The 22482-nt window shown below is 30.3% G+C and carries 16 protein-coding genes; 10 read left to right on the forward strand and 6 right to left on the reverse strand.

Annotated elements, in window-relative coordinates; translation table 11 throughout:
* Positions 1–67 precede the first annotated feature (67 nt).
* Both dnaK and dnaJ read left to right on the forward strand, forming a co-directional pair.
* Complete coding sequence (gene dnaK, locus BPEN_RS00575; protein WP_011282665.1) at positions 68–1981, forward strand: molecular chaperone DnaK; 1914 nt, start codon at positions 68–70, stop codon at positions 1979–1981.
* A 123-nt stretch (positions 1982–2104) separates the two neighbouring features.
* Positions 2105–3232: a molecular chaperone DnaJ gene (gene dnaJ / locus BPEN_RS00580; protein ID WP_011282666.1), complete on the forward strand. Its 1128-nt coding sequence runs from the start codon at positions 2105–2107 to the stop codon at positions 3230–3232.
* A gap of 69 nt (positions 3233–3301) precedes the next feature.
* Here the strand turns inward: dnaJ and rpsT are convergent, their stop codons facing one another.
* Positions 3302–3568 (reverse strand): 30S ribosomal protein S20, encoded by a 267-nt coding sequence (gene rpsT / locus BPEN_RS00585; protein WP_011282667.1) that lies wholly within the window; start codon positions 3566–3568, stop codon positions 3302–3304.
* A 252-nt stretch (positions 3569–3820) separates the two neighbouring features.
* Here rpsT and ribF point away from each other — a divergent pair, with 252 nt between their 5' ends.
* The 8 genes from ribF (at position 3821) to folA (ending at position 15499) form a co-directional block, all read left to right on the forward strand.
* Entirely contained in the window at positions 3821–4795 is a 975-nt protein-coding gene (gene ribF / locus BPEN_RS00590) for a bifunctional riboflavin kinase/FAD synthetase (RefSeq protein WP_011282668.1), read from the forward strand.
* Complete coding sequence (gene ileS, locus BPEN_RS00595; RefSeq protein WP_011282669.1) at positions 4792–7620, forward strand: isoleucine--tRNA ligase; 2829 nt, start codon at positions 4792–4794, stop codon at positions 7618–7620. Before ribF ends, ileS begins: the two co-directional genes overlap by 4 nt.
* A complete protein-coding gene (lspA, locus tag BPEN_RS00600) occupies positions 7620–8117 on the forward strand; it encodes a signal peptidase II (protein ID WP_011282670.1) in 498 nt (165 codons plus the stop codon). The genes ileS and lspA overlap by 1 nt, the downstream gene beginning before the upstream one ends.
* A 154-nt stretch (positions 8118–8271) precedes the next feature.
* Positions 8272–9207 (forward strand): 4-hydroxy-3-methylbut-2-enyl diphosphate reductase, encoded by a 936-nt coding sequence (gene ispH / locus BPEN_RS00605; RefSeq protein ID WP_011282671.1) that lies wholly within the window; start codon positions 8272–8274, stop codon positions 9205–9207.
* A gap of 203 nt (positions 9208–9410) precedes the next feature.
* On the forward strand, positions 9411–10259 hold the full coding sequence (gene dapB, locus BPEN_RS00610) for a 4-hydroxy-tetrahydrodipicolinate reductase (RefSeq protein WP_011282672.1): 849 nt from the start codon (positions 9411–9413) through the stop codon (positions 10257–10259).
* A gap of 247 nt (positions 10260–10506) precedes the next feature.
* On the forward strand, positions 10507–11646 hold the full coding sequence (gene carA / locus BPEN_RS00615) for a glutamine-hydrolyzing carbamoyl-phosphate synthase small subunit (protein ID WP_011282673.1): 1140 nt from the start codon (positions 10507–10509) through the stop codon (positions 11644–11646).
* 21 nt (positions 11647–11667) lie between these two features.
* Positions 11668–14895, forward strand: a complete 3228-nt coding sequence (carB, locus tag BPEN_RS00620; protein WP_011282674.1) for a carbamoyl-phosphate synthase large subunit — start codon at positions 11668–11670, stop codon at positions 14893–14895.
* A 109-nt stretch (positions 14896–15004) separates the two neighbouring features.
* Positions 15005–15499: a type 3 dihydrofolate reductase gene (folA, locus tag BPEN_RS00625; protein WP_011282675.1), complete on the forward strand. Its 495-nt coding sequence runs from the start codon at positions 15005–15007 to the stop codon at positions 15497–15499.
* A 159-nt stretch (positions 15500–15658) separates the two neighbouring features.
* On the opposite strand, the gene apaH is transcribed toward folA, so the two are convergent.
* From apaH to lptD, 5 genes are all read right to left on the reverse strand, one after another.
* Positions 15659–16480, reverse strand: a complete 822-nt coding sequence (gene apaH / locus BPEN_RS00630; protein WP_011282676.1) for a bis(5'-nucleosyl)-tetraphosphatase (symmetrical) ApaH — start codon at positions 16478–16480, stop codon at positions 15659–15661.
* Positions 16481–16872: 392 nt separating this feature from the next.
* Complete coding sequence (rsmA, locus tag BPEN_RS00635) at positions 16873–17676, reverse strand: 16S rRNA (adenine(1518)-N(6)/adenine(1519)-N(6))-dimethyltransferase RsmA (RefSeq protein ID WP_011282677.1); 804 nt, start codon at positions 17674–17676, stop codon at positions 16873–16875.
* A complete protein-coding gene (gene pdxA, locus BPEN_RS00640; protein ID WP_011282678.1) occupies positions 17657–18676 on the reverse strand; it encodes a 4-hydroxythreonine-4-phosphate dehydrogenase PdxA in 1020 nt (339 codons plus the stop codon). The genes rsmA and pdxA overlap by 20 nt, the downstream gene beginning before the upstream one ends.
* 1 nt (position 18677) lies before the next feature.
* Positions 18678–19955 carry a peptidylprolyl isomerase gene (locus tag BPEN_RS00645; protein WP_011282679.1) on the reverse strand — a complete coding sequence of 426 codons (1278 nt, stop codon included), beginning with the start codon at positions 19953–19955 and terminating at the stop codon, positions 18678–18680.
* A gap of 50 nt (positions 19956–20005) precedes the next feature.
* Positions 20006–22279 carry an LPS assembly protein LptD gene (lptD, locus tag BPEN_RS00650; protein ID WP_238374066.1) on the reverse strand — a complete coding sequence of 758 codons (2274 nt, stop codon included), beginning with the start codon at positions 22277–22279 and terminating at the stop codon, positions 20006–20008.
* Positions 22280–22482: the final 203 nt, after the last annotated feature.

Here is a 22482-nt window from a genome sequence, read left to right on the forward strand (position 1 = left end):
AGTACAGTTTCGACCGCATATCAGGTGCATGGTGTGGTTAAATTGATTTTTCAGTGGAGATGTATAGATGGGAAAAATTATTGGCATAGATTTGGGGACAACCAATTCTTGTGTTGCAATTATTGAAGGGAATAAACCTCGTGTATTAGAAAATAGTGAAGGTGATCGTACAACTCCTTCCATTATTGCTTATACACAAGATGGAGAAATTTTAGTTGGTCAACCAGCTAAGCGGCAGTCTGTTACTAATCCTAAAAATACTTTATTTGCTATTAAGCGATTGATTGGTCGTCGCTTCCAAGATACAGAAGTGCAGCGTGATGTGAATATCATGCCGTATAAAATAATTTCTGCTGACAACGGAGATGCTTGGTTAGATGTTAAAGGTCAAAAGATGGCGCCGCCTCAGGTTTCCGCTGAAATTTTAAAAAAGATGAAGAAGACCGCAGAAGATTATCTTGGAGAACAAATTTCTGAAGCAGTTATTACAGTTCCGGCTTATTTTAATGATGCTCAACGTCAAGCTACTAAAGATTCTGGGCGTATTGCTGGTTTAGAGGTTAAAAGAATTATAAATGAACCGACTGCTGCAGCATTAGCTTATGGTTTAGATAAAGAAACTAGAGGGAATCGCACAATTGCAGTATATGATTTAGGCGGGGGAACTTTTGATATTTCAATTATTGAAATTGATGATGTTGATGGGGAAAAAACTTTTGAAGTGCTGTCTACTAATGGAGATACTCATTTAGGGGGCGAAGATTTTGATAGCCTTTTAATAAATTATTTAGCAGATGAATTCAAAAAAGATCAACGTATTAATTTGTATAATGATCCGTTAGCAATGCAACGACTGAAAGAAGCAGCAGAGAAAGCAAAAATAGAATTATCTGCTTCACATCAAACTGATGTGAATTTACCGTATATTACAGCAGATAATACTGGACCGAAGCATATGAATATTAGAGTAACCCGTGCTAAATTAGAATCCTTAGTAGAAGATTTAGTTAATCGTACTATGGAGCCTCTAAAAGTAGCGCTCAAAGATGCTAACTTGTCTGTGTCTAATATAAATGATGTTATTTTAGTAGGCGGGCAGACTCGCATGCCTCTTGTTCAAAAAAAAGTATCTGAATTTTTTCGAAAAGAGCCTCGCAGAGATGTCAATCCTGATGAAGCTGTTGCTATCGGAGCGGCAGTGCAAGGAGGGGTATTGTCTGGAGATGTAAAAGACGTGTTGTTGTTGGATGTGACCCCATTATCTTTAGGGATTGAAACGATGGGGGGAGTTATGACTTCATTAATCGCTAAAAATACCACTATTCCTACTAAACATAGTCAGATTTTCTCTACCGCTGAAGATAATCAATCTGCTGTCACTATTCATGTCTTACAAGGAGAAAGAAAGAGAGCAAGTGATAATAAATCGTTGGGACAATTTAATTTAGATGGAATAGCAGCGGCGATGCGTGGTATACCTCAGATTGAAGTGACTTTTGATATTGATGCCGATGGTATTTTACATGTATCTGCTAAAGATAAAAATAGCGGACGTGAACAAAAAATTACTATTAAAGCTTCTTCTGGTTTAAATGAAGAAGAAATTAATAAAATGGTTCAAGAAGCAGAGGCTAATGCTGAATCAGATCGTAAATTTGAAGAGTTAGTACAAATTCGAAATCAAGCTGATCATTTGTTGCATAGCACCAAGAAACAATTAACGGAAGTTGGTGATAATATATCATTAGATGATAAATCTGCTATAGAAGGAGCATTAAAAGAATTGGAATCAGTCATAAAAAAAGAAGATAAAAATGAAATTGAATCCAAAATTCAGTCTTTAATTAAAGTTTCTGGAAAATTATTAGAAGCCAGTCAAAAACATCAAGAACAATCTAAGTCTCAGTCTTCTAATAGTACTTCTGATCCGAATGGAGAAGTAGTAGACGCAGAATTTGAAGAAATAAAGAACAAAAAATAATATTTTTAAAAAAATAAATTTAGAGCAGGAGAAGAGTAATTATTAAAATTATAAACAAGAAAATATTGAATCTATAAATGTATTACTAAATTAATAGGTATACAAAGGGACATAAAGAAAACCATGGCTAAATCAGACTATTATGAGATTTTGGGCATTTCCAAAAATGCGGATGAGCGTGAAATCAAAAAGTCCTATAAACGCCTGGCAATGAAATTTCATCCAGATCGTAATCCAGGGAATACTACAGCTGAAACAAAATTTAAAGAAATTAAAGAAGCATATGAAGTGTTAAGTAATTCAGAAAAACGTGCAGCTTATGATCAGTATGGTCATGCAGCGTTTGAATCAGGAAGTATGGGGGCAACATCAAATTCAGGAGGAGCGGATTTTAGCGATATTTTTGGTGATGTGTTCGGAGATATATTTGGAGGAAATAGAAGGAGTCGTGCAGGTAGAGGATCGGACTTGCGTTATAATATAGAGTTAAGTTTAGAAGATGCAGTGCGTGGGATTATTAAAGAAATATGCATACCAACTTTATCGACATGCGAGAAATGTCGTGGAACTGGCGCGAGATCAAATGCAGCTATAATTACTTGTATGACATGTCATGGTCAAGGGCAAGTTCAAATACGCCAAGGTTTTTTTTCTGTACAACAATCCTGCCCTACATGCCATGGACATGGCAAAATTATTAAAGAGGCTTGTAATAAGTGTCATGGAAATGGACGAGTAGAACGGTCCAAGACTCTTTCTGTTAAAATTCCATCTGGTGTAAACACAGGAGATCGTATACGTTTATCAGGTGAAGGTGAATCTGGGAAAAATGGTGCACCTTCAGGAGATTTATATGTTCAAATTCAAATTAGAAAACATCCAATTTTTGATAGAGAAGAAAAAAATCTTTATTGTGAGGTACCAATTAGTTTTTCTATGGCAGCCTTGGGAGGAGAAATTGAGGTGCCAACCTTAGATGGAAGGGTAAAATTAAAAATTCCTCCTGAAACCCAAACTGGAAAACTATTTCGTATGAGAGGAAAAGGAGTAAAATCAGTTCGAAGCGGTGGTAATGGTGATTTGTTATGTAGAGTAGTGGTAGAAACTCCAGTGAAGTTAAATGATATACAAAAAAGATTACTTCAAGATTTGTCAGATAGTTTTGAGGGACCTCATGGAAACCGAAACAGCCCTAGATCTAAAAGTTTTTTTGATGGTGTAAAAAAATTCTTCGATGATCTTACTCGTTAATTGCTTACAATGATGTTATCAACAACAGTATATGATTTTTAAATGTTGTTATATTTCCTTTTGCTTCAGTCAAAAACCCATGGATCTAATACGCGCAAATGTTCTAGATTTACATCTAGCGGCTTTATTTTTATGAATTAAACCTTTACAAGCCTGATGATCTATTTTTTTCTGCATAAAAACGAACGCAGTCATTGCAGCTGTCTTATCTTTAGTTTCGATTGCTGTATATACCTTTTTTATAAAGGTACGCAACATGGATCTCCGGCTTGCATTACACTTACGTTGCTGTTTTGATTTTATAAGAGACTTTCGAGCTGATTTAGTGTTAGCCAATATGAAGTACCTTTAAAAAATTTAAAATTTTAATTACACATATGTCTTATGTTATATTTTTATATTATAAATTACAATTATTATTTGTTATTTTCAACATGATTACTATCATGTTTGTAAATTTTTTTATAAATCTATTTTAATAATTATATTATTTGTATGATTTTTGAATTAATTTTATAAAATAAGTTAGCACTTTTAAAAATATATGAATAAATATAAATATCTTTTAAGAATTTATTTGAATTTAAGATGGAATTTGTTAGAGGATTACATAACATAAAATCCCGTCATAAAGGTTGCATACTTACTATCGGTAATTTTGATGGGTTTCATCGCGGGCATCAGGCATTACTTGAAAAGTTACAAAAAAAACGAAACATTTTGAAATTACCTGTTGTAGTCATGATCTTTGAGCCACAACCTAAAGAATATCTATCTAATATAATAGCAATACGATTAACTAGATTGAGAGATAAAGTGAATTATTTATGTACAGCAGGAGTAGATGTTATTCTATGTATTACTTTTAATAAAAAATTTGCTGCTATTGAAGCATACAATTTTATTAAAAATATATTAATATCTAAATTAGACGTTCGGTTTGTTTATATCGGAGATGATTTTAAGTTTGGTGCTTTTAGAAAAGGGGATTTTGTTTTATTGAAAAAAATAGGTAAAAATGCAGGTTTTAAAGTAATACGCATCGCCACTTATTTTGATGAAAATAATCGAAGAATAAGTAGTACTGCAATACGTGTTGCTTTAGTAGAAAATAGAATATTGGATGCTGAGTTATTACTTGGGCATTCTTATTGTATTTCTGGTCGTGTAGTGCACGGAGATGAATTAGGTCGTAGGATTGGATTTCCTACGGCAAACGTATCATTACAGGGAAAACGATTACCCATACATGGTGTATACGCGGTGGAAGTGTATGGTATTTCTAATTATCCATTACCGGGCATAGCCAATGTGGGAATTTGCCCGACAGTTACTGGAAAAAATCAACAAAAATTAGAAGTACATTTGTTAAATGTATCTACAAATTTATATACTTATCATATTAAAGTAGTTTTTTTAGCTAAAATACGTGATGAACAATATTTTAGTTCCGTGAAAAAATTACAGCGTCAAATTAAAAGAGATATAATAAAAGTACGTAGTTATTTTAATAAAACTAATAATATCAACAAAATTTATAAAAACGGAATAATTTATAAATGATTAACTATAAAAATACTTTGAATTTACCATACACATTATTTCCAATGCGTGCTAATTTACCTGTATGCGAGCCTACTATCTTAGAGCGTTGGTATAAAGATAATTTATACGAAGCAATTCGTCATAAAAAAAGTAAAAAAAAATTGTTTATACTACATGATGGCCCGCCTTATGTAAACGGCAGTATTCATTTAGGTCATGCAGTAAATAAAGTACTTAAAGATATTATTCTGAAATATAAAACCTTAACGGGGTATAATGCTCCTTATATTCCCGGTTGGGATTGCCATGGGTTGCCTATCGAATTACAAGTGGAACGATTAATAGGGCAACTAGGAGTTAATGTTGATCCAAATGAATTTCGAAGTATTTGTCGTAATTATGTTTTAGATCAAATAGAAATACAAAAAAAAGATTTTGTAAGGTTAGGTGTCTTAGGAGATTGGTCCCGACCTTATTTGACAATGGATTTTAAGACTGAAGCGAATATTATTCGTACCTTAAGCAAAGTTATATCTAATGGTTATTTCTATAAAGGAACGAAACCTGTACATTGGTGTTTTCAATGTTGTTCTGTATTAGCTGAATCAGAAGTGGAATACAATAATCATTGTTCTCCGGCTATTGATGTTGCTTTTTTTGCAGTAGATAATATTCGTATTTCTAAAATATTCAATATTGATTTATGTCAACGTGTTATTGAATTAGTAATTTGGACTACTACTCCTTGGACATTACCTTCTAATCAAGCTATTTCTGTACATCCAGATTATAGTTATCAATTAATTGCGATAAATAATAGTAAATATATAATTATTGCAGCTAATTTAGTGAATACTGTGATGCAACGCATACAATGTTTTTCTTGGAGAATTTTAGGTGAAACTTCAGGTAATTCCTTAGAATCGTTAAAATTTCGTCATCCGTTTATGTCGTTTGATGTCCCTGTTGTCTTAAGCGGTCATGTGGCACTAGATTCTGGAACAGGAGTAGTACATATCGCGCCAAATCATGGCGTTGATGATTATATTATAGCTCGAAAATATAATTTTAAAATAGTTAATATAATAAATGAAACAGGTCATTATGTATCTAATGTGCACCCTATGTTAGATGGCGTACAAGTATTTCAATCCAATGAAATCATAATAAAGTTATTAAATCAATCCGGTTCTTTATTACACGTAAATCATAACTATAAACATAATTATCCATATTGTTGGCGTCATGCAGTTCCAGTCATTTTCAAAGCTACTGCACAGTGGTTTTTAAGTATGGATAAATATAATTTAAGAAATAAATTGTTGCAAACAATACACCAGGTAGATTGGATTCCAAATAAAGGAGAATATAGTATTGAAACAATGATTGTTAATAGACCTGATTGGTGTCTTTCAAGGCAACGTGTTTGGGGTGTACCAATACCTCTTTTCATTCATAAAAAAACTTCAATTTTACATCCGCGTACAATTGCATTAATGGAAGTAATTGCCCAACATGTAGAACAGAACGGAATACAGGCGTGGTGGGATTTAAAAACTGAAGATATCATAGACAATGAAGAAGCAGATCAATATGAAAAAGTGTTAGATACGCTGGATGTATGGTTTGACTCTGGTTCTACTCATTATTCAGTGATACCAGAAAGATTAGAATATAGAAAGCAGTCACCAGATTTATATTTAGAAGGTTCAGATCAATATCGAGGTTGGTTTATGTCGTCTTTAATTATATCAACTGTAATTACAGGTCAAGCGCCTTATAGAGAAGTATTAACTCATGGATTTACTGTAGATGCTCAGGGGCGTAAGATGTCTAAATCTCTTGGTAATGTCATCAGTCCTCAGGAGATAATAAAAGATTTCGGAGCAGATATCTTACGATTATGGATAGCTTCTTCTGATTATTCTAAAGAAATGGCAATTTCAAATGCTATTTTAAAGCATACAATTGATGTGTATCGACGTATTCGGAATACTGCCCGGTTTTGTTTAGCTAATATTAGTGATTTTGATCCAGAAAAAGATTCTGTACATCCAGAAAATATGATTGAATTGGATTGTTGGGCAATAGATCGCGCTTTATCTGTACAGTTAGAAGTAATATCAGATTACAATAAATATAATTTTCATAATGTAATACAACGGATTATGCAGTTTTGTTCAGTAGAAATGGGTTCGTTTTATTTGGATGTTATTAAAGATCGACAATATACTACAAAAAAAAATAGCAAAGAACGTCGTAGCTGTCAGACTGCATTGTATCATATTATTGAATCTATGGTGCGTTGGATTGCTCCAGTTTTATCTTTTACTGCTGATGAAATTTGGAGGCATATTCCAGGAAATAGATCAAAATATGTATTTACTGAAGAATGGTATAATGGCTTATTTAGCATAAGTTCAAAACAAATCATGAATAGTCATGATTGGAATACTTTTTTAAATGTTAGAAGTGAAGTCAATAAAATAGTTGAACAAACTCGTCTTAATGGTATTATTGGCGGATCCTTAGATGCCAGTGTAGTTTTGTACGCTACTCCAGAACTGGCAAATACATTACGTATCTTAGGCAATGAACTTTCTTTTGGATTAATAACATCATCAGCTATAGTTTCCGATTATTGCAATGGATTTAATGTCACCCAATATACACAAGAGGGCATTCCTGGACTGAAAATCTTTTTAGAAAAAGCTAAGGGTAAGAAGTGTTTGCGTTGTTGGCATTATAGATTAGATATTGGTCAATATAAAAATTATTCAAATATTTGTGCACGTTGTGTCAACAACATAGTTGGACCAGGGGAAAAACGTAGGTTTTTTTAATGAATAATAAATATAATTATAAAAATTTAAAATGGTTATGGTTGTCTATATTAATAATGTTATTAGACATAGGAACAAAGTATTGGGTAAAGACTCATTTTTGGATTGGTGAGGTATTATCAGTATTACCTGGAATTAATTGTTATTATGTTTGTAATCCAGGATTAGCTTTTGGGTTATTTACTAATGCTAGTTTATATTATCGTTGGCTATTTGTGTGGATAATAACATTAGTAATTGTAGCGTTTATCATAGCTTTATATAAATTGATTGAACGCCCAAAATGTTATAGTATATCCTACTCTATGGTTATTGGAGGGGCATTAGGAAATTTATTGGATCGAATATTATACGGAGCAGTAGTTGATTTTATTGATGTTCACATTAAAAATTGGCATTGGCCAACTTTTAATGTTGCAGATATAGCAATTTGTATAGGAATTACTATTGTAACAATAAGATTCTATTATGATTTTATTAAAAATAATTTATATTAGAATCGTGATATGTATAATGATTATTATCAATATAATATGCACTATTATGTTTATTAATCTAATTACAAAATTACTAAAAATTAATTGTCACATTTTATGTGAGCAATAAATATAGCAATTTTGTTTACCATGAAAATACAAAAGGGTATAAATAATTAAAGTTGTATTAGCTAGTCCGCGTGGGTTCTGCGCAGGGGTAAATCGAGCGATTAATATTGTAGAGAAAACGATACAAGTATATGGTACTCCAATTTATGTGCGACATGAGTTAGTACATAACGATTATGTGGTAACTCAGTTATCTAAGAAAGGTGTTATTTTTATTGAGCGGCTAAATGAAGTACCAAATGGATCGGTTCTGATTTTTTCTGCTCACGGAGTGTCAAAAAAGATACAGGAGCAATCAAAAATTAAAAATTTAATAATAATTGATGCTACTTGCCCATTGGTAACTAAAGTACATAAGGAAGTCTCCCGAGCTAATCGTAATGACATGGAAGTAATCTTAATAGGTCATTCTGGTCATCCAGAAGTAGAAGGAACTATGGGACAATATATTTCTGTGAATTCTAGACAAAAAATATATTTAGTTGAGTCGCAAGCAGACGCTTGGTCCGTTCAGGTTAATCAGCCAAATCATTTATTTTTTGTAACACAAACAACTTTATCTATAGATGATACTGCAGAGATTATAGCAATTTTAAATAAAAGATTTCCTAACATTATGGGTCCTAGAAAAAATGATATTTGTTACGCAACATTTAATAGACAAAATGCCCTTAAAAATTTAGCTCCAATGGTAGAGATGATATTTGTTGTAGGGTCAATAACATCATCTAATTCGGTAAGATTAATGGAGCTAGGACGTCGTATTGGGAAAATTACGTATTTAATTAGTCATGCTAATGATATTCAAAAAAATTGGTTGCGCGGGGTAAATAACATTGGTATTACTGCCGGTGCGTCAGCCCCAGACATTTTAGTACTTCAAGTTATTGAAAAATTACGTGTATTAAGCACAGATCATGTTGTTGTTGAAGAAATGATCGGAGAGGAAGAAAATATATTTTTTGATACACCTAAAATTTAGCGTATTTATAATAATGGATTTGTTGATTTTATTGTAACAGTAACATTACGTATTAAATACAAAGAAGCTGATTATAAAAAATTAAAAACGATATGTAACATTACTTATTATACTTTATTGTACTTAGTATTATATAGGAACAAATTAGAGTCATAAATTTTTTGTATGTAAAGAATAAACATTATTAATAAGGTTATAAAATTATGAGTGATACACCTCTCCGTATTGCCGTTACGGGAGTAACTGGTCGCATGGGAAAAGAAATAGTAACGTGTATTGTTAAAGAAGAAAAACAATTTAGTCAAGAAATTGTTTTAGGAGCTGCTATAACACGTTTAAATACTAACATTTGTGGAATGGATGCTGGAATATTAATAAACACTGATGCTTTAGGTATAGAAATTACTGATAATTTGGAATCAATTAAAGATAATTTTGATGTTTTGGTTGATTTCACTGCCCCTGATATATCTATAGAATATTTAAAATTTTGTGTTAATAATAATAAAAATATAGTTATTGGTACTACTGGATTTAATCAGATACATAAGAATATTATTCTAAATGCGTCTCATAAAATAGGAATTGTTTTTTCCTCCAATTTTAGTATAGGTGTAGCGTTAATATCTAAATTATTGCATAAGATTACACAAGTTATAGGTAATACTTCAGATATCAGTATTATTGAAACTCATCATAACAGGAAACGTGATATACCGTCTGGAACTTCTTTAACAATGCAAAATATTATTGTAAATGCATTGCGATCTATTCATTCTAATAGAATTATAGATTCTAATCTTGATTCTACAACGTATTCACCAGCGTCTTCTTATAAAGATATATTAATTCATTCGATACGTGCTGGAGATGTCGTTGGAGAACATACTGTTTTATTTGCAGGACCAGGAGAACGTTTAGAAATCACGCATAAAGCATCGGATCGTTTAATATTTGCTCATGGGGCATTACGTGCCGCTTTTTGGGTAGGGCGCGATAAAATAGGATTATTTGATATAAGCGATATTTTAGAAATGGATACATTATTATGATAGCTAAATGCAAGTAAATAATTATATAGTTATATAATCATATATATGATATATAATTTATGTTATTTAAAGAATTTTGAGACTAATAATAAATAAAACATGTATAAATTTTATTTACACATGTTTTATTTTAATCTAAAATAATAGTATTATTAATTTAATATTTGACTTATCAATTTCTTCTAATAAATTAAATGTAAGTTATATACTTAATGATTTATTTATCTATTAAGATAGAGTTATTTTAATGAAATCAGCATTGTTAGTACTAGAAGATGGTAATCAATTTTATGGTTATGCAATAGGCGCAGAAGGAGAAACAGTAGGAGAAGTAGTGTTTAACACATCAATGACTGGATATCAAGAAATAATTACTGACCCTTCTTATGCTTATCAAATAGTCATATTAACTTGTCCTCATATTGGAAATGTGGGTACTAATGAATTTGATAATGAATCTTCTTGTATTCAGGTAAGAGGACTAATTATTCGTGACCTAGCAATGGTTGTTAGTAATTTTCGTTATACATTGAGCCTTTCAGATTATTTAGTGCAACAAAATATTGTTGGAATTGCTGGAGTAGATACTCGTAAGTTAACTCGTTTAATACGAGAAAAAGGAATACAACACGGCTGTATCATTGCTTGTGATATGCCTGATGCTACATTAGCATTGCGTAAGGCTCGTGAATTTACTGGATTGAGTGGACTTAATCTTGTTCATGAAGTAAGTACTTCTCAACGGTATATTTGGAATCAAGGTACTTGGAATATTAAATCTGGAGTATTCTGCACTCCATTGTACTTACCTTATCGTGTTGTAGTATATGATTTTGGTGTTAAACGAAATATAATGCGTATATTAGTAGATTATGGTTGTTTATTAACTGTGGTTCCGGCACATACTACAGCGCAAGAAATAATTGATATGCAACCAGATGGTATCTTTCTGGCCAATGGGCCCGGAGATCCAAATGCATATGAATACGCCATTAATTCTATACAAACTTTTTTAAATACAACTACAATCCCATTGTTTGGAATTTGTTTAGGACATCAGTTACTTGCGTTAGCTAGCGGAGCTAAAACGGTAAAAATGAAATTTGGACATCATGGTTCCAATCATCCAGTTAAAGATATAGAAACAAACAAGGTTATAATTACCGCGCAAAATCATAATTTTGTAGTAGACAAACAAACTTTACCTGATACGTTGAAAATAACGCATATTTCATTATTTGATGGTACTCTCCAAGGTATTCATCATACTAATAAACCTGCTTTTAGTTTTCAAGGACATCCAGAGGCTAGTCCTGGCCCTCATGATGCTGCATCATCGTTATTTGGTCATTTCATTAAATTAATTAAAAATTACCGTAATAAATAATAAGTTTGAGAGTATAATAATATGCCAAAAAGAACCGATATACACAGCATCTTACTATTGGGAGCTGGACCAATAGTTATTGGTCAAGCCTGTGAATTTGATTATTCTGGCGCACAAGCTTGTAAAGCGTTACGTGAAGAAGGATATCGTATTATTTTAGTAAATTCTAATCCTGCTACAATTATGACGGATCCTGATATGGCTGATGTCACTTATATCGAAGCGATTCAATGGAAAATAATACATAAGATTATTGAAAAAGAACATCCGGATGCACTGCTCTCAACTATGGGCGGACAAACTGCTTTGAATTGCACTTTAGATTTAGAACGTCACGGAATTTTAAAAAAATTTAATATAATAACAATTGGAGCAACGATAGATTCTATTTGTAAGGCAGAAGATCGTCAAAAATTTAGAGAATCTATGAAAAAAATTAGCTTAGAAACAGCACGATCTGGTGTTGCACGCGATATAGATGAAGCTATGATGGTTTTGGAAAAAATCGGTCTACCCTGCATTATTCGTCCTTCTTTTACTTTAGGAGGAACCGGAGGCGGTGTTGCTTATACTCAAGAAGAATTTGAAAAACTTTGTAGATATAGATTAGATTCATATCCCCATCATGAACTTTTAATTGATGAATCTTTAATTGGTTGGAAGGAGTATGAAATGGAAGTAATACGTGATATTAAAGACAATTGTATAATTGTGTGTTCTATAGAAAACGTTGATCCCATGGGTATTCATACTGGTGATTCCATTACCGTGGCGCCAGCTCAAACTTTGACCGATAAGGAATATCAAATAATGAGAAATGCTTCAATAATGGTATTACGTGAAATTGGAGTAGAGACTGGAGGAGCTAATGTACAATTTGCGGTCAATCCAAATAATGGAAGACTTATCGTTGTTGAAATGAATCCGAGAGTATCGAGGTCATCGGCGTTAGCTTCGAAAGCAACTGGATTTCCTATAGCAAAAATAGCTTCTAAGTTAGCAGTGGGGTATGCTCTGGATGAATTATCAAATGATATTACCAATGGTTGTATTCCTGCATCTTTTGAACCATCAATCGATTATGTAGTAACTAAAATTCCGCGTTTTAATTTTGAAAAATTTCCAGAGCGACACAATAAATTGACAACTCAAATGAAATCAGTGGGTGAAGTGATGGCAATCGGTCGTAGTCAACAAGAATCTTTACAGAAAGCAATACGCGGATTAGAAATAGGAGTAATGGGACTAGATTCTCAAATTGATTTAAATCACCCTAAAGCATTTAGTATTATTGTATATGAATTAAAAAATGCTAGCAGTAATCGAATATGGTATATTGCCGATGCTTTTCGCTACGGCATATCTTTGGAACAAGTTTTTTATTTAACTAATATCGACCGTTGGTTTTTAGTTCAAATTCAAGAATTAGTACAATTAGAGAATGATATAATGTTGGAAGGTATATCATGTCTTGACAAGAATCGGTTATATTGTCTTAAAAAGAAAGGGTTTTCTGATGCAAGATTGGGGAAATTGACAGGAGTATCAGAAAATAAGATTCGTACATTAAGATTTATATATGATATACATCCTGTGTATAAACATGTAGATGCATGCGCGGCAGAATTTTCTACTAATACTTCTTATATGTATTCTACTTACGATGGTGAATGTGAATTTCAATTTAATCACACAAATAAAACTATAATGATATTAGGAGGGGGACCCAATCGCATTGGTCAGGGTATTGAATTTGATTATTGTTGCGTTCATGCAGCAATAACGTTACGTGAAAGCGGATATCATGTAATTATGGTGAATTGCAATCCTGAAACTGTATCCACTGATTATGATATATCGGATATTCTTTATTTTGAACCAATTACATTAGAAGATATCTTAGAAATTATACGTATAAATAAACCAACAGGCGTGATTGTTCAATATGGAGGTCAAACTCCATTAAAATTGGTGAAAGAAATGGAAGCATCTGGGATATCTATTATAGGCACGAGTCCGGACGCAATTGACCAAGCTGAAAACAGGGAACGATTTCAACGATCAATAAAATGTTTAGGTTTACAGCAACCAGATAATGCTACTGTTATATCTATACAATCAGCTTTAAAAAAAGCTAAAAATATAGGGTACCCCATAGTAGTCAGGCCTTCTTATGTTTTGGGAGGTAGGGCCATGGAAATAGTATACAATGAAAAAGAATTATTATTCTATTTTAAAAATGCCATATTAGTATCTAATAATGCACCAGTTTTGTTAGATAGTTTTTTAGAAAATGCGATAGAAGTAGATGTAGATGCAATTTGTGATGGAAAACAGGTGTTTATCGGGGGAATTATGGAGCATATCGAATACGCAGGAATACATTCCGGGGACTCAGCGTGTTCTTTGCCAGCTCATACGTTAAGTAAAAATATTCAGGATAGAATACGTTGTCAAGTAAAAGAACTAGCATTTAAATTTAATATAAAAGGTTTGGTAAATATACAATTTGCAATACAAAAAGATGAAATTTATATAATTGAGATTAATCCAAGAGCATCACGTACAATTCCTTTTGTATCTAAAGCCACTGGTATGGAGTTAGCAAAAATTGGAACCCGAGTAATGATTGGACAATCTTTGTTGGATCAAGGTATTTTAAAAGAAGTAATTCCTCCTTATTTTTCAGTGAAGGAGGTAGTATTACCATTTAACAAATTTATCGGCATGAACCCAAAGTTAGGCCCAGAAATGAGATCTACAGGAGAAGTAATGGGTATTGGACGTACTTTTGAAGAAGCATTTGCTAAAGCAACATTAAGTAGTCAGTTGTATATGAAAAAACATGGCGATGTATTATTGTCATTATCTAATAAAGATACGGATAAAGCAGTGGATTTAGTTACTAAATTTATTAAAAATGGTTTTATGTTGGATGTTACATGTGAAACAGCGAATATACTAAAAAGTGTTGGTCTTGTTTCTCAGATGATTAGACCAGTGCATGTAACTCATCCATATATTCATAAAAAAATTAAGAATGGTGGATATAGTTATATTGTGGATACTACTTTAACAGACAATATTAGTAATGATTATGCGGCATTATTATGCCGAATTGCATTGCGACATAACGTCTATTATATTACTACAATAAATGGAAGTTTTGCTGCAGCTATGTCATTAGCTGTTGATACTACAGAACATGTGGTATCACTTCAAGATATGCATTCTAAAATAGTACATTAAAACTATAATTAGTATATATTGCAGAATTACACTTGGTATGTTTCTGTCATTATAGATTTTATTAAAAAGTATTTTATAATTTTACATACACGTTGAACGTTATGCCATAATGATTATTAGCTTAATTGCTGCGTTGACTACCAATCATATAATTGGAAAAAAAAATGTTATTCCTTGGTATTTACCTATAGATATTAAGTGGTTTAAGTATCATACTTTATATAAGCCAATTATTATGGGACGCAAAACATTCGAGTCTATAGGTAAGAAACCATTATTAAATAGATTGAATATTGTGTTAAGTCGTAATTTATTAAATAATTATAATGGTGTTTTTATAGCGGAAAATATAGATGAAGCTTTATCTTTAATACAGGACGCATATGAAGTTATGGTAATTGGAGGCAGTGAAATATACAATGTTTTTTTACCTCGTGCGCAACGCTTATATTTAACATATATTCATAACATGGTTGAAATTGATGGTGACATTTTGTTTCCTGATTATGATATAAGAGAATGGAAATCTATTTTCAATAGTTTCTATAAAGTTAGAGAGGATTGTTTTTGTTATTTGCATTTTTCTATTTTAGAACGCTACTAATAAAAATTAGTATGATTAATAATAAACATTATGTTAATGAAACCAATCTTGCATATTAATAAATTATTTTTAAAAGAGTGATAATTACAATATGGTACTAATTTATTTCTATTTGTATAGAATATGTATAAATAATCATCAAATTTAATTATTTTTAAGTTAAGTAGATGGGTCACAAGGTATGCATACAATCTTTTTGTCTTCCCATCGCAATAAGGTCAGCGCCCCTCCCCAACAACAACCAGAATCTAATCCATAAATACCATCTGGTATTTCTATTTCTCCTAAAGATGCCCAATGACCAAAAATTATATTATATGTGGGATCAACTAATTTGTTTAAAGAAAACCATGGATATATATTTTTTGGGGCATCCTTAGGAGCTCCTTTGTATTTTAAATCTAATTGACCATTTAGATAAATATAACGCATTCGTGTGAATACATTTATGTTTTCTTGTATTTGTTTTAATTTATTATTATGTATCTGATATGTATCAGATACATTGTCATGTATGCTTTTTTTAAAAAGCAGAAAATAATGGTCGCTAACTAAAATTTCTTCTATTTCTTGGGCATATTTTTTAGTATTGTTAATATTCCAATTAGGACTAATGCCTGCATGGGTCATTAATATCTTTTTATTTTCATCTATGAATAACATAGGTTGATGACGTAACCAATTAATTAATTCTTCTAGATCTGGAGCATTGAATATCGCATCAAAATAATCTTTACGTTTTCTACTATTTATTCCAAAATATGTTTTTAATAAATGTAGCTCATGATTACCTAACACTATGGAAGCACTTTTTTTAAATGCATAGACTAAACGCAATACCTCTAATGAATTTGGTCCTCTGGCGATTAAATCTCCGGTAAAATGCAGAGTATCAACTTTAGGATTAAAGCATACATGATCTAGTATAGTTTGTAAGTGTTTGTAACATCCGTGGACATCTCCAATAAAATAAGTAGACATTTGGGTGATTATAGATTTTTTTTACAATAAAAATTAATCAAATACATAATATATCATAATATTTTTAATATTTTGTATTAAGATAAACTTTCCTTTTTTAGAAAAAGATTGTTTGTATAATAAAAATATATTTTATAAAAATATGAAAATATGCGACTGTTAGTAAACAATTTTTTCATTATAATAGAAACTGATTTTATTTTAAATATTTTTTGTGTTAAAAAAAAGAGTTTTATGCTATTGCGGTATTGATTTACAGTACTGTTTAAATAAACATATCATAATTCAATGGTATATGATTTTTTAATAAAAATAGATTTATAACATTTTTTTAGTTGAAATACAATTATAAAATAATGATACCAGTTATGATAACACATCATATAGCAAGTTTATTTGTTATTTAACATATTTGCTAATGTACAGTATTGATTAATAGTAATGTTTTCTGCTCGCAGTGCCGGATTTATTCCTTTTTGTGTTATTTCTGTTTCGTTAAAAAATGTAGATAAGCTGTTTCGAAGAGTTTTTCGTCTTTGTCTAAAAGCTAATTTTGTTAGCGAAGATAATTTTCCAATATTAACTATTGGATAGGGAGTGTTTGTGTGGGGGAGGAGACGCATTACCATAGATTCTACTTTTGGGATAGGAAAAAAAGAAGTTGCTGGTATAGTTAACAATGGAACAACTTTACAATGATATTGTGTTATTATGCTTAGTCTTCCATATTCTTTTTTATTAGGATTTGCGTAAAGTCGTGTAGCTACTTCTTTTTGAAACATGAAATGCATATCGTAAATTACATTAGTGTATTGGAATAAATACACAATTAATTCTGTGGCTATGTTATAGGGTAAATTTCCTATTAATCGTAGTTTTTGACCAACTTTATGTGATAAATCAAAAAAATTTGTTGTCATTATATCTTGGTGCAGAATATTAATTTTTTTGTTGAACATTTGAACTAGTCGATTGACTAAGTTTGAATCACGTTCTATTAATATTAAAGAATCGAGATCTGCAATATTTAGAATTTGTTTAGTTAACGCACCTAATCCGGGTCCAATTTCTAGTATTTTTTGATGTTTTTTAGGATTAATAGTTTTAACAATAGTATCAATAACATTTTGATCTTTAAGGAATACTTGGCTCCATTTTTTTTTTATAAGATGATTTTTATAGTATATTTTTTTCATAATGATGACTCAACATTTTAATTGCAACTGTAATAGCCATAATCATACTATCAGGTAGCGCTGTTCCTGTTCCAGATAGTTCAAGAGCAGTACCGTGATCTACAGAGGTTCTAATAAAAGGTAATCCTAAAGTAATATTTACTGATTGACCAAATCCAGAATATTTTAAAACAGGTAAACCTTGATCATGATACATAGCTAATATTACGTCTGCATGTTGAATATATTTTTTCTGAAATATTGTATCAGCTGACAAAGGACCTATTAGTTCACAATTAATTTTTTTCTTTAAAATATTTAAAGCAGGTATAATGATATTAATCTCTTCTTTTCCTATATAGCCGGATTCTCCGGAATGTGGATTTAAGCCGCATATATAAATTTTAGGGTGTGGAACACCAAAGTATTTTTTTAATCCTTTCGCGAGAGTGGAAATAGTGTCGCAAAGAGATTTTTGAGTAATCATTTTTGGAACAGATAATATAGGTATATGGGTAGTGGCTAAAGCAACACGTAATTTTCTATTACTTAGCATCATTACAGTTGTTTTACATTTGTTGATTTGAGATAAAAATTCAGTGTGCCCACTGAATGCTATGTTTCCTTTATTAAGAATAGCTTTATGTATAGGACCGGTCACTAATGCTGAAAATTCTCCATTTAAACATCCTTGTGATGCTCTTGTTAGAGTATGAACAACATAATTATTGTTATTAACATTTAATTGACCAGGTATAGTTTTTTGTGGAAGTAACATTTTTAATACAGATAATTCTCCGGGCATACAAGGAGATGCTATTTTTTTAGAATGATAAGAACGTAATCTTAGAGGCAGATTTATTTGCTTTGCTCTATCTAATAGTAAATTAGGGTCTGCACACACAACCAACTCTACAGGCCATTTCTTTTGTGCGCTCATAATAATTATGTCAGGACCGATCCCAGCCGGTTCTCCCGTAGTAAGCACAATGCGTTGAAATTGTTTATTTTTTTTTATCATTTTAGTTAATGATCTTAATATATGATTCGGATCGTAATTCTTGAATCCAATTTTTCATAATTTCATCAAATTTGTTATTTAATAAATATAAATAAGCACGTTCATACATTATTTCATTATATTCTAATATAGATATATCTATTAATTGAATTAAACGCCATCCGCAAGAGGTGTGTACTGGTATGCTAATTTCATTGCTTTTTAAAGAACTCAAAGCTTTTCGGATTGATGGCTCGAAATCATCTAAATCCTTGCATATTGTATTTTCTTCGTAATGATTAAAACATATATCTTTGGATTTTTCTTTAATCATCATGTTAAAAGCAGTATTACTTTTTTCCATGTTTTCTTTAATTTGTAACAATTGTTCCACTATGCTTATATTTTCACATGAATTTTGTATACCAAATATTTTTGCTGTAACTTTAGTTACAGGTAGCATAATTTGTTTATAACGTATATCTTGTATTTCTACAATATGTATTCCGTCGCAAGATATAATTGGACCGATAACATCGCCTTTGTTTATTGTTTGTAAATATTTATCAAAAATAATTGGTATGTCTTTCCATGAAACCCATTCTGTTTCGTGTACTTTAATTATTTGAATAATATTTTTATTAGAATATGTGCGTATAAGTTCCTTAATATTATTGTTAAATTCTTTTTTTTTAATTAATAATCTTGCAAAATATTCTATTCTATCTATTTGGCTTGGAGTGGGTTGTATTGGTAATGAAAATGTAATATGCCTTAATTTAAATTGCTTATTAATATCGATAATATTTGATTTTTTGACAATTTTATTTATTTCATTTGTTAATATATGAGCACGATCATGCATAACATGATCACATATCTGCTTTTTAAGCATATGCTGATATTGTTGGAAATAAAATTTTTCGTAATTTAAGCCAATATCATATAGGTATGCACGAAACTTATCGAATGTCATATCATATAAATTTAAAATACAATTAATCATTTGATTAAGTTGAGTGTGGTCAATATTGATTTTTTGTTGATCAGAAATTTGGAAAATGAGGTTATCTATGATTAATTGATCTAATATTTTTTGATAATGTGAAATATCTTGTAATATATTGTCATTGCCATTTAAGATATTATCTTGAATCATATAAATATTATGTCTGATATCACTATCTAATATGATATTGTGATTCACTAATGCTACAATTTTGTCTACCGTTTTTAATGCCCCAAGAACAATATTTGTTTTTAACGTAAATATTAGAATGAATATTTTCCAAAATTTCATATTATTAACAATATTATAAGCACGAATTTGACTTCATGTGATATTTAAGGTTAAAATGTACGTTGGTAAGGAAATATGCCTATGTCCAACATTTTATATGGGTTTGCTTTAAAATCTGATGTAGAGCTATATATTTTGATATCTAATCGTATTTTATTATCATATGTATTACGGTTCAATTGTTTGTTCCAATCAATTATTTTTCGCTCACAAGATACATTAATCCCCCAACATGGCGTATAATACTCTATTCCTATTGCTTGATCAATGAGTTGATTAGTTTTTATGTTATGGTAATATGCGCAACTTATTTTCCAATTATTAATTAAAGGATAACAAGCGAGTGCGCCTAATTGAGCAATTGTGTTGTGGTATATTGGTGCTTTAATATCTGGTAGTATTTTTTCAAGATATCGTTCGTTGGTATATCTATAATGTGTTTGTAAAACTTGATTGTTTTTACCTGTGTATTCTAATATTATAGTTCCAAATGATAATGTATGACGTTGCATATCATATTGCGTTTCGGTGTTCATATGCCAATAATCGTTAATATTCCAATGACTTATTCCTGAAAATAACAGAATATTAGGAGTGTTTTGTGTGCATTTAGATATTTTTATATATTCGGAATTAAGTTTTCTTAAATTCAAAATTTGACCTATAGATGCATAAAATAATTCTTTTTTTTTCTTAAAACATCGTATGGTTATATCTCCTGTAATTTGATTAACAGGTAAAATACGATCCAATCCACTATATGTAGTGTCACGAAATAAATTTTTATGATCTATATGAATCATATCAGTATCATAGATACCAATGTTTTCTTGAAAACGATATGGTACATATAAATATTGTAATTTTGGTTCTAAAAAACGTTTATATTTTTTTGAAATATGCGCGTTTTTTTTTAAAATCATTTTTCCGTTGATTTTTAATTGCGGGACGATACGATTAACTATATTTTCTAAATGATAGTTTGGATATTGTGTTCTGTTATAATGATTTATATTTTTTTGTCGATAATGTGTTATTTTTAATTTGGCTTCAGTATTAAAACGGCCATAATAATTATTTATTGAGAAATTTAAAGTTGGTTCCGTGTGTATTCTGATTGTTTTTGGATAATGATGATTTACAGGTATAAATTGGGTTATTTGACTAAATAACTTTAAATTTAATGGTTTATGCTTGATGTTATCATAATATGAATTTAATTCTAGTTGGAACGATTCGTTGTAATTATAATAGTCTTTAATTGTCGTAATATTAATATTTGTGATACCAAAATAAGATAAATTAGCGTTCCAATTTTTATCAGTATAATTGCACAGTATTTTTTGGTTCATACAATTATTATTAGAGTGTGTATATGTTGGTATATTGATATTTTCAATATAATTATTGGAACCTATAGTTGAGATATAATTCGAATTAAAATGCCATTTTTTATTCATAATACCATTATGTTTCCAGTATAATTGCCAATATCTGTTATGGTAATTGTTGGAAAATTTTTTATTACACATTTTATTATTTTCTACGAGATCTAAAATTAATAATCCAGTTCCTGGTTTAATTGAGTAACGTATTTCTGTTTCTAATTTTGTTCCTAGGTTAGATGTATAACATGGAGAGATGCTGCCTGAGTAGTGTTTTGAGAAATTAATAGGACAAGGTATTTTAAAAATCAACCCATGCTTGCTACTGTATTTAATATTAGGTATGTAGTGTCTTAAGACATTATTTTGATGTAAAGATAGTGATAAATAAGGGCTATAGAATATTGGTATTTTTTTTATTTTAAGACAAGCATTCCATACATCTATGTTATGTTTATGATGATCATAAAGCATTTCTGATCCTGTTATGTTCCAATAATTTTTGTTTGAAACACAAGAAGTACACTTTCCTTGCTTGACAATAGTATAACGATTTTTCCCTCTCTGCATTATAGAATTTGCTGTTCCATGAATAGGAGGTTCCGAGAAATGATATGTACCTTCATGAATATCTATATTTTTATTATAAAAATTAATCCAAGCATGGGATCCAGTTAATATAATATAGTTGTTGTTATAGCTAACATGGCCACATGCATACAGCGTATTGTATAATAATTCATTTTTTTCATTAAGTGATATTATTAATTTGTCGGACATGAAAATGTTATTATCTTGTTTCATATTGACATCTCCAGAAAATTGAATTTTATTAGGATAATAAATATCTATTTCATCAGATGACACATAGATGGGTTGATCAATAGAAAAGAGATTATTGGCTACAGGAATTTGCAGACAATTAGATGCATGAGCCAAAAAATAAAATTGAGTATAAAATATTATAAAAATTGAATTAATGATAGTGTTTTTAAAAAAAAACTTAATAATCATTGGTTAAACTATTTTGATACATGTTATTCAAAAAAGAATATGAACTCTTTATTCTTGGATAAATAAGTATATTATATAGTATATTTATTACTGAATATTATCTTATTAATTAATTATCATGATTTTTA

Source organism: Candidatus Blochmanniella pennsylvanica str. BPEN, assembly GCF_000011745.1.
Lineage (GTDB): Bacteria > Pseudomonadota > Gammaproteobacteria > Enterobacterales > Enterobacteriaceae > Blochmanniella > Blochmanniella pennsylvanica.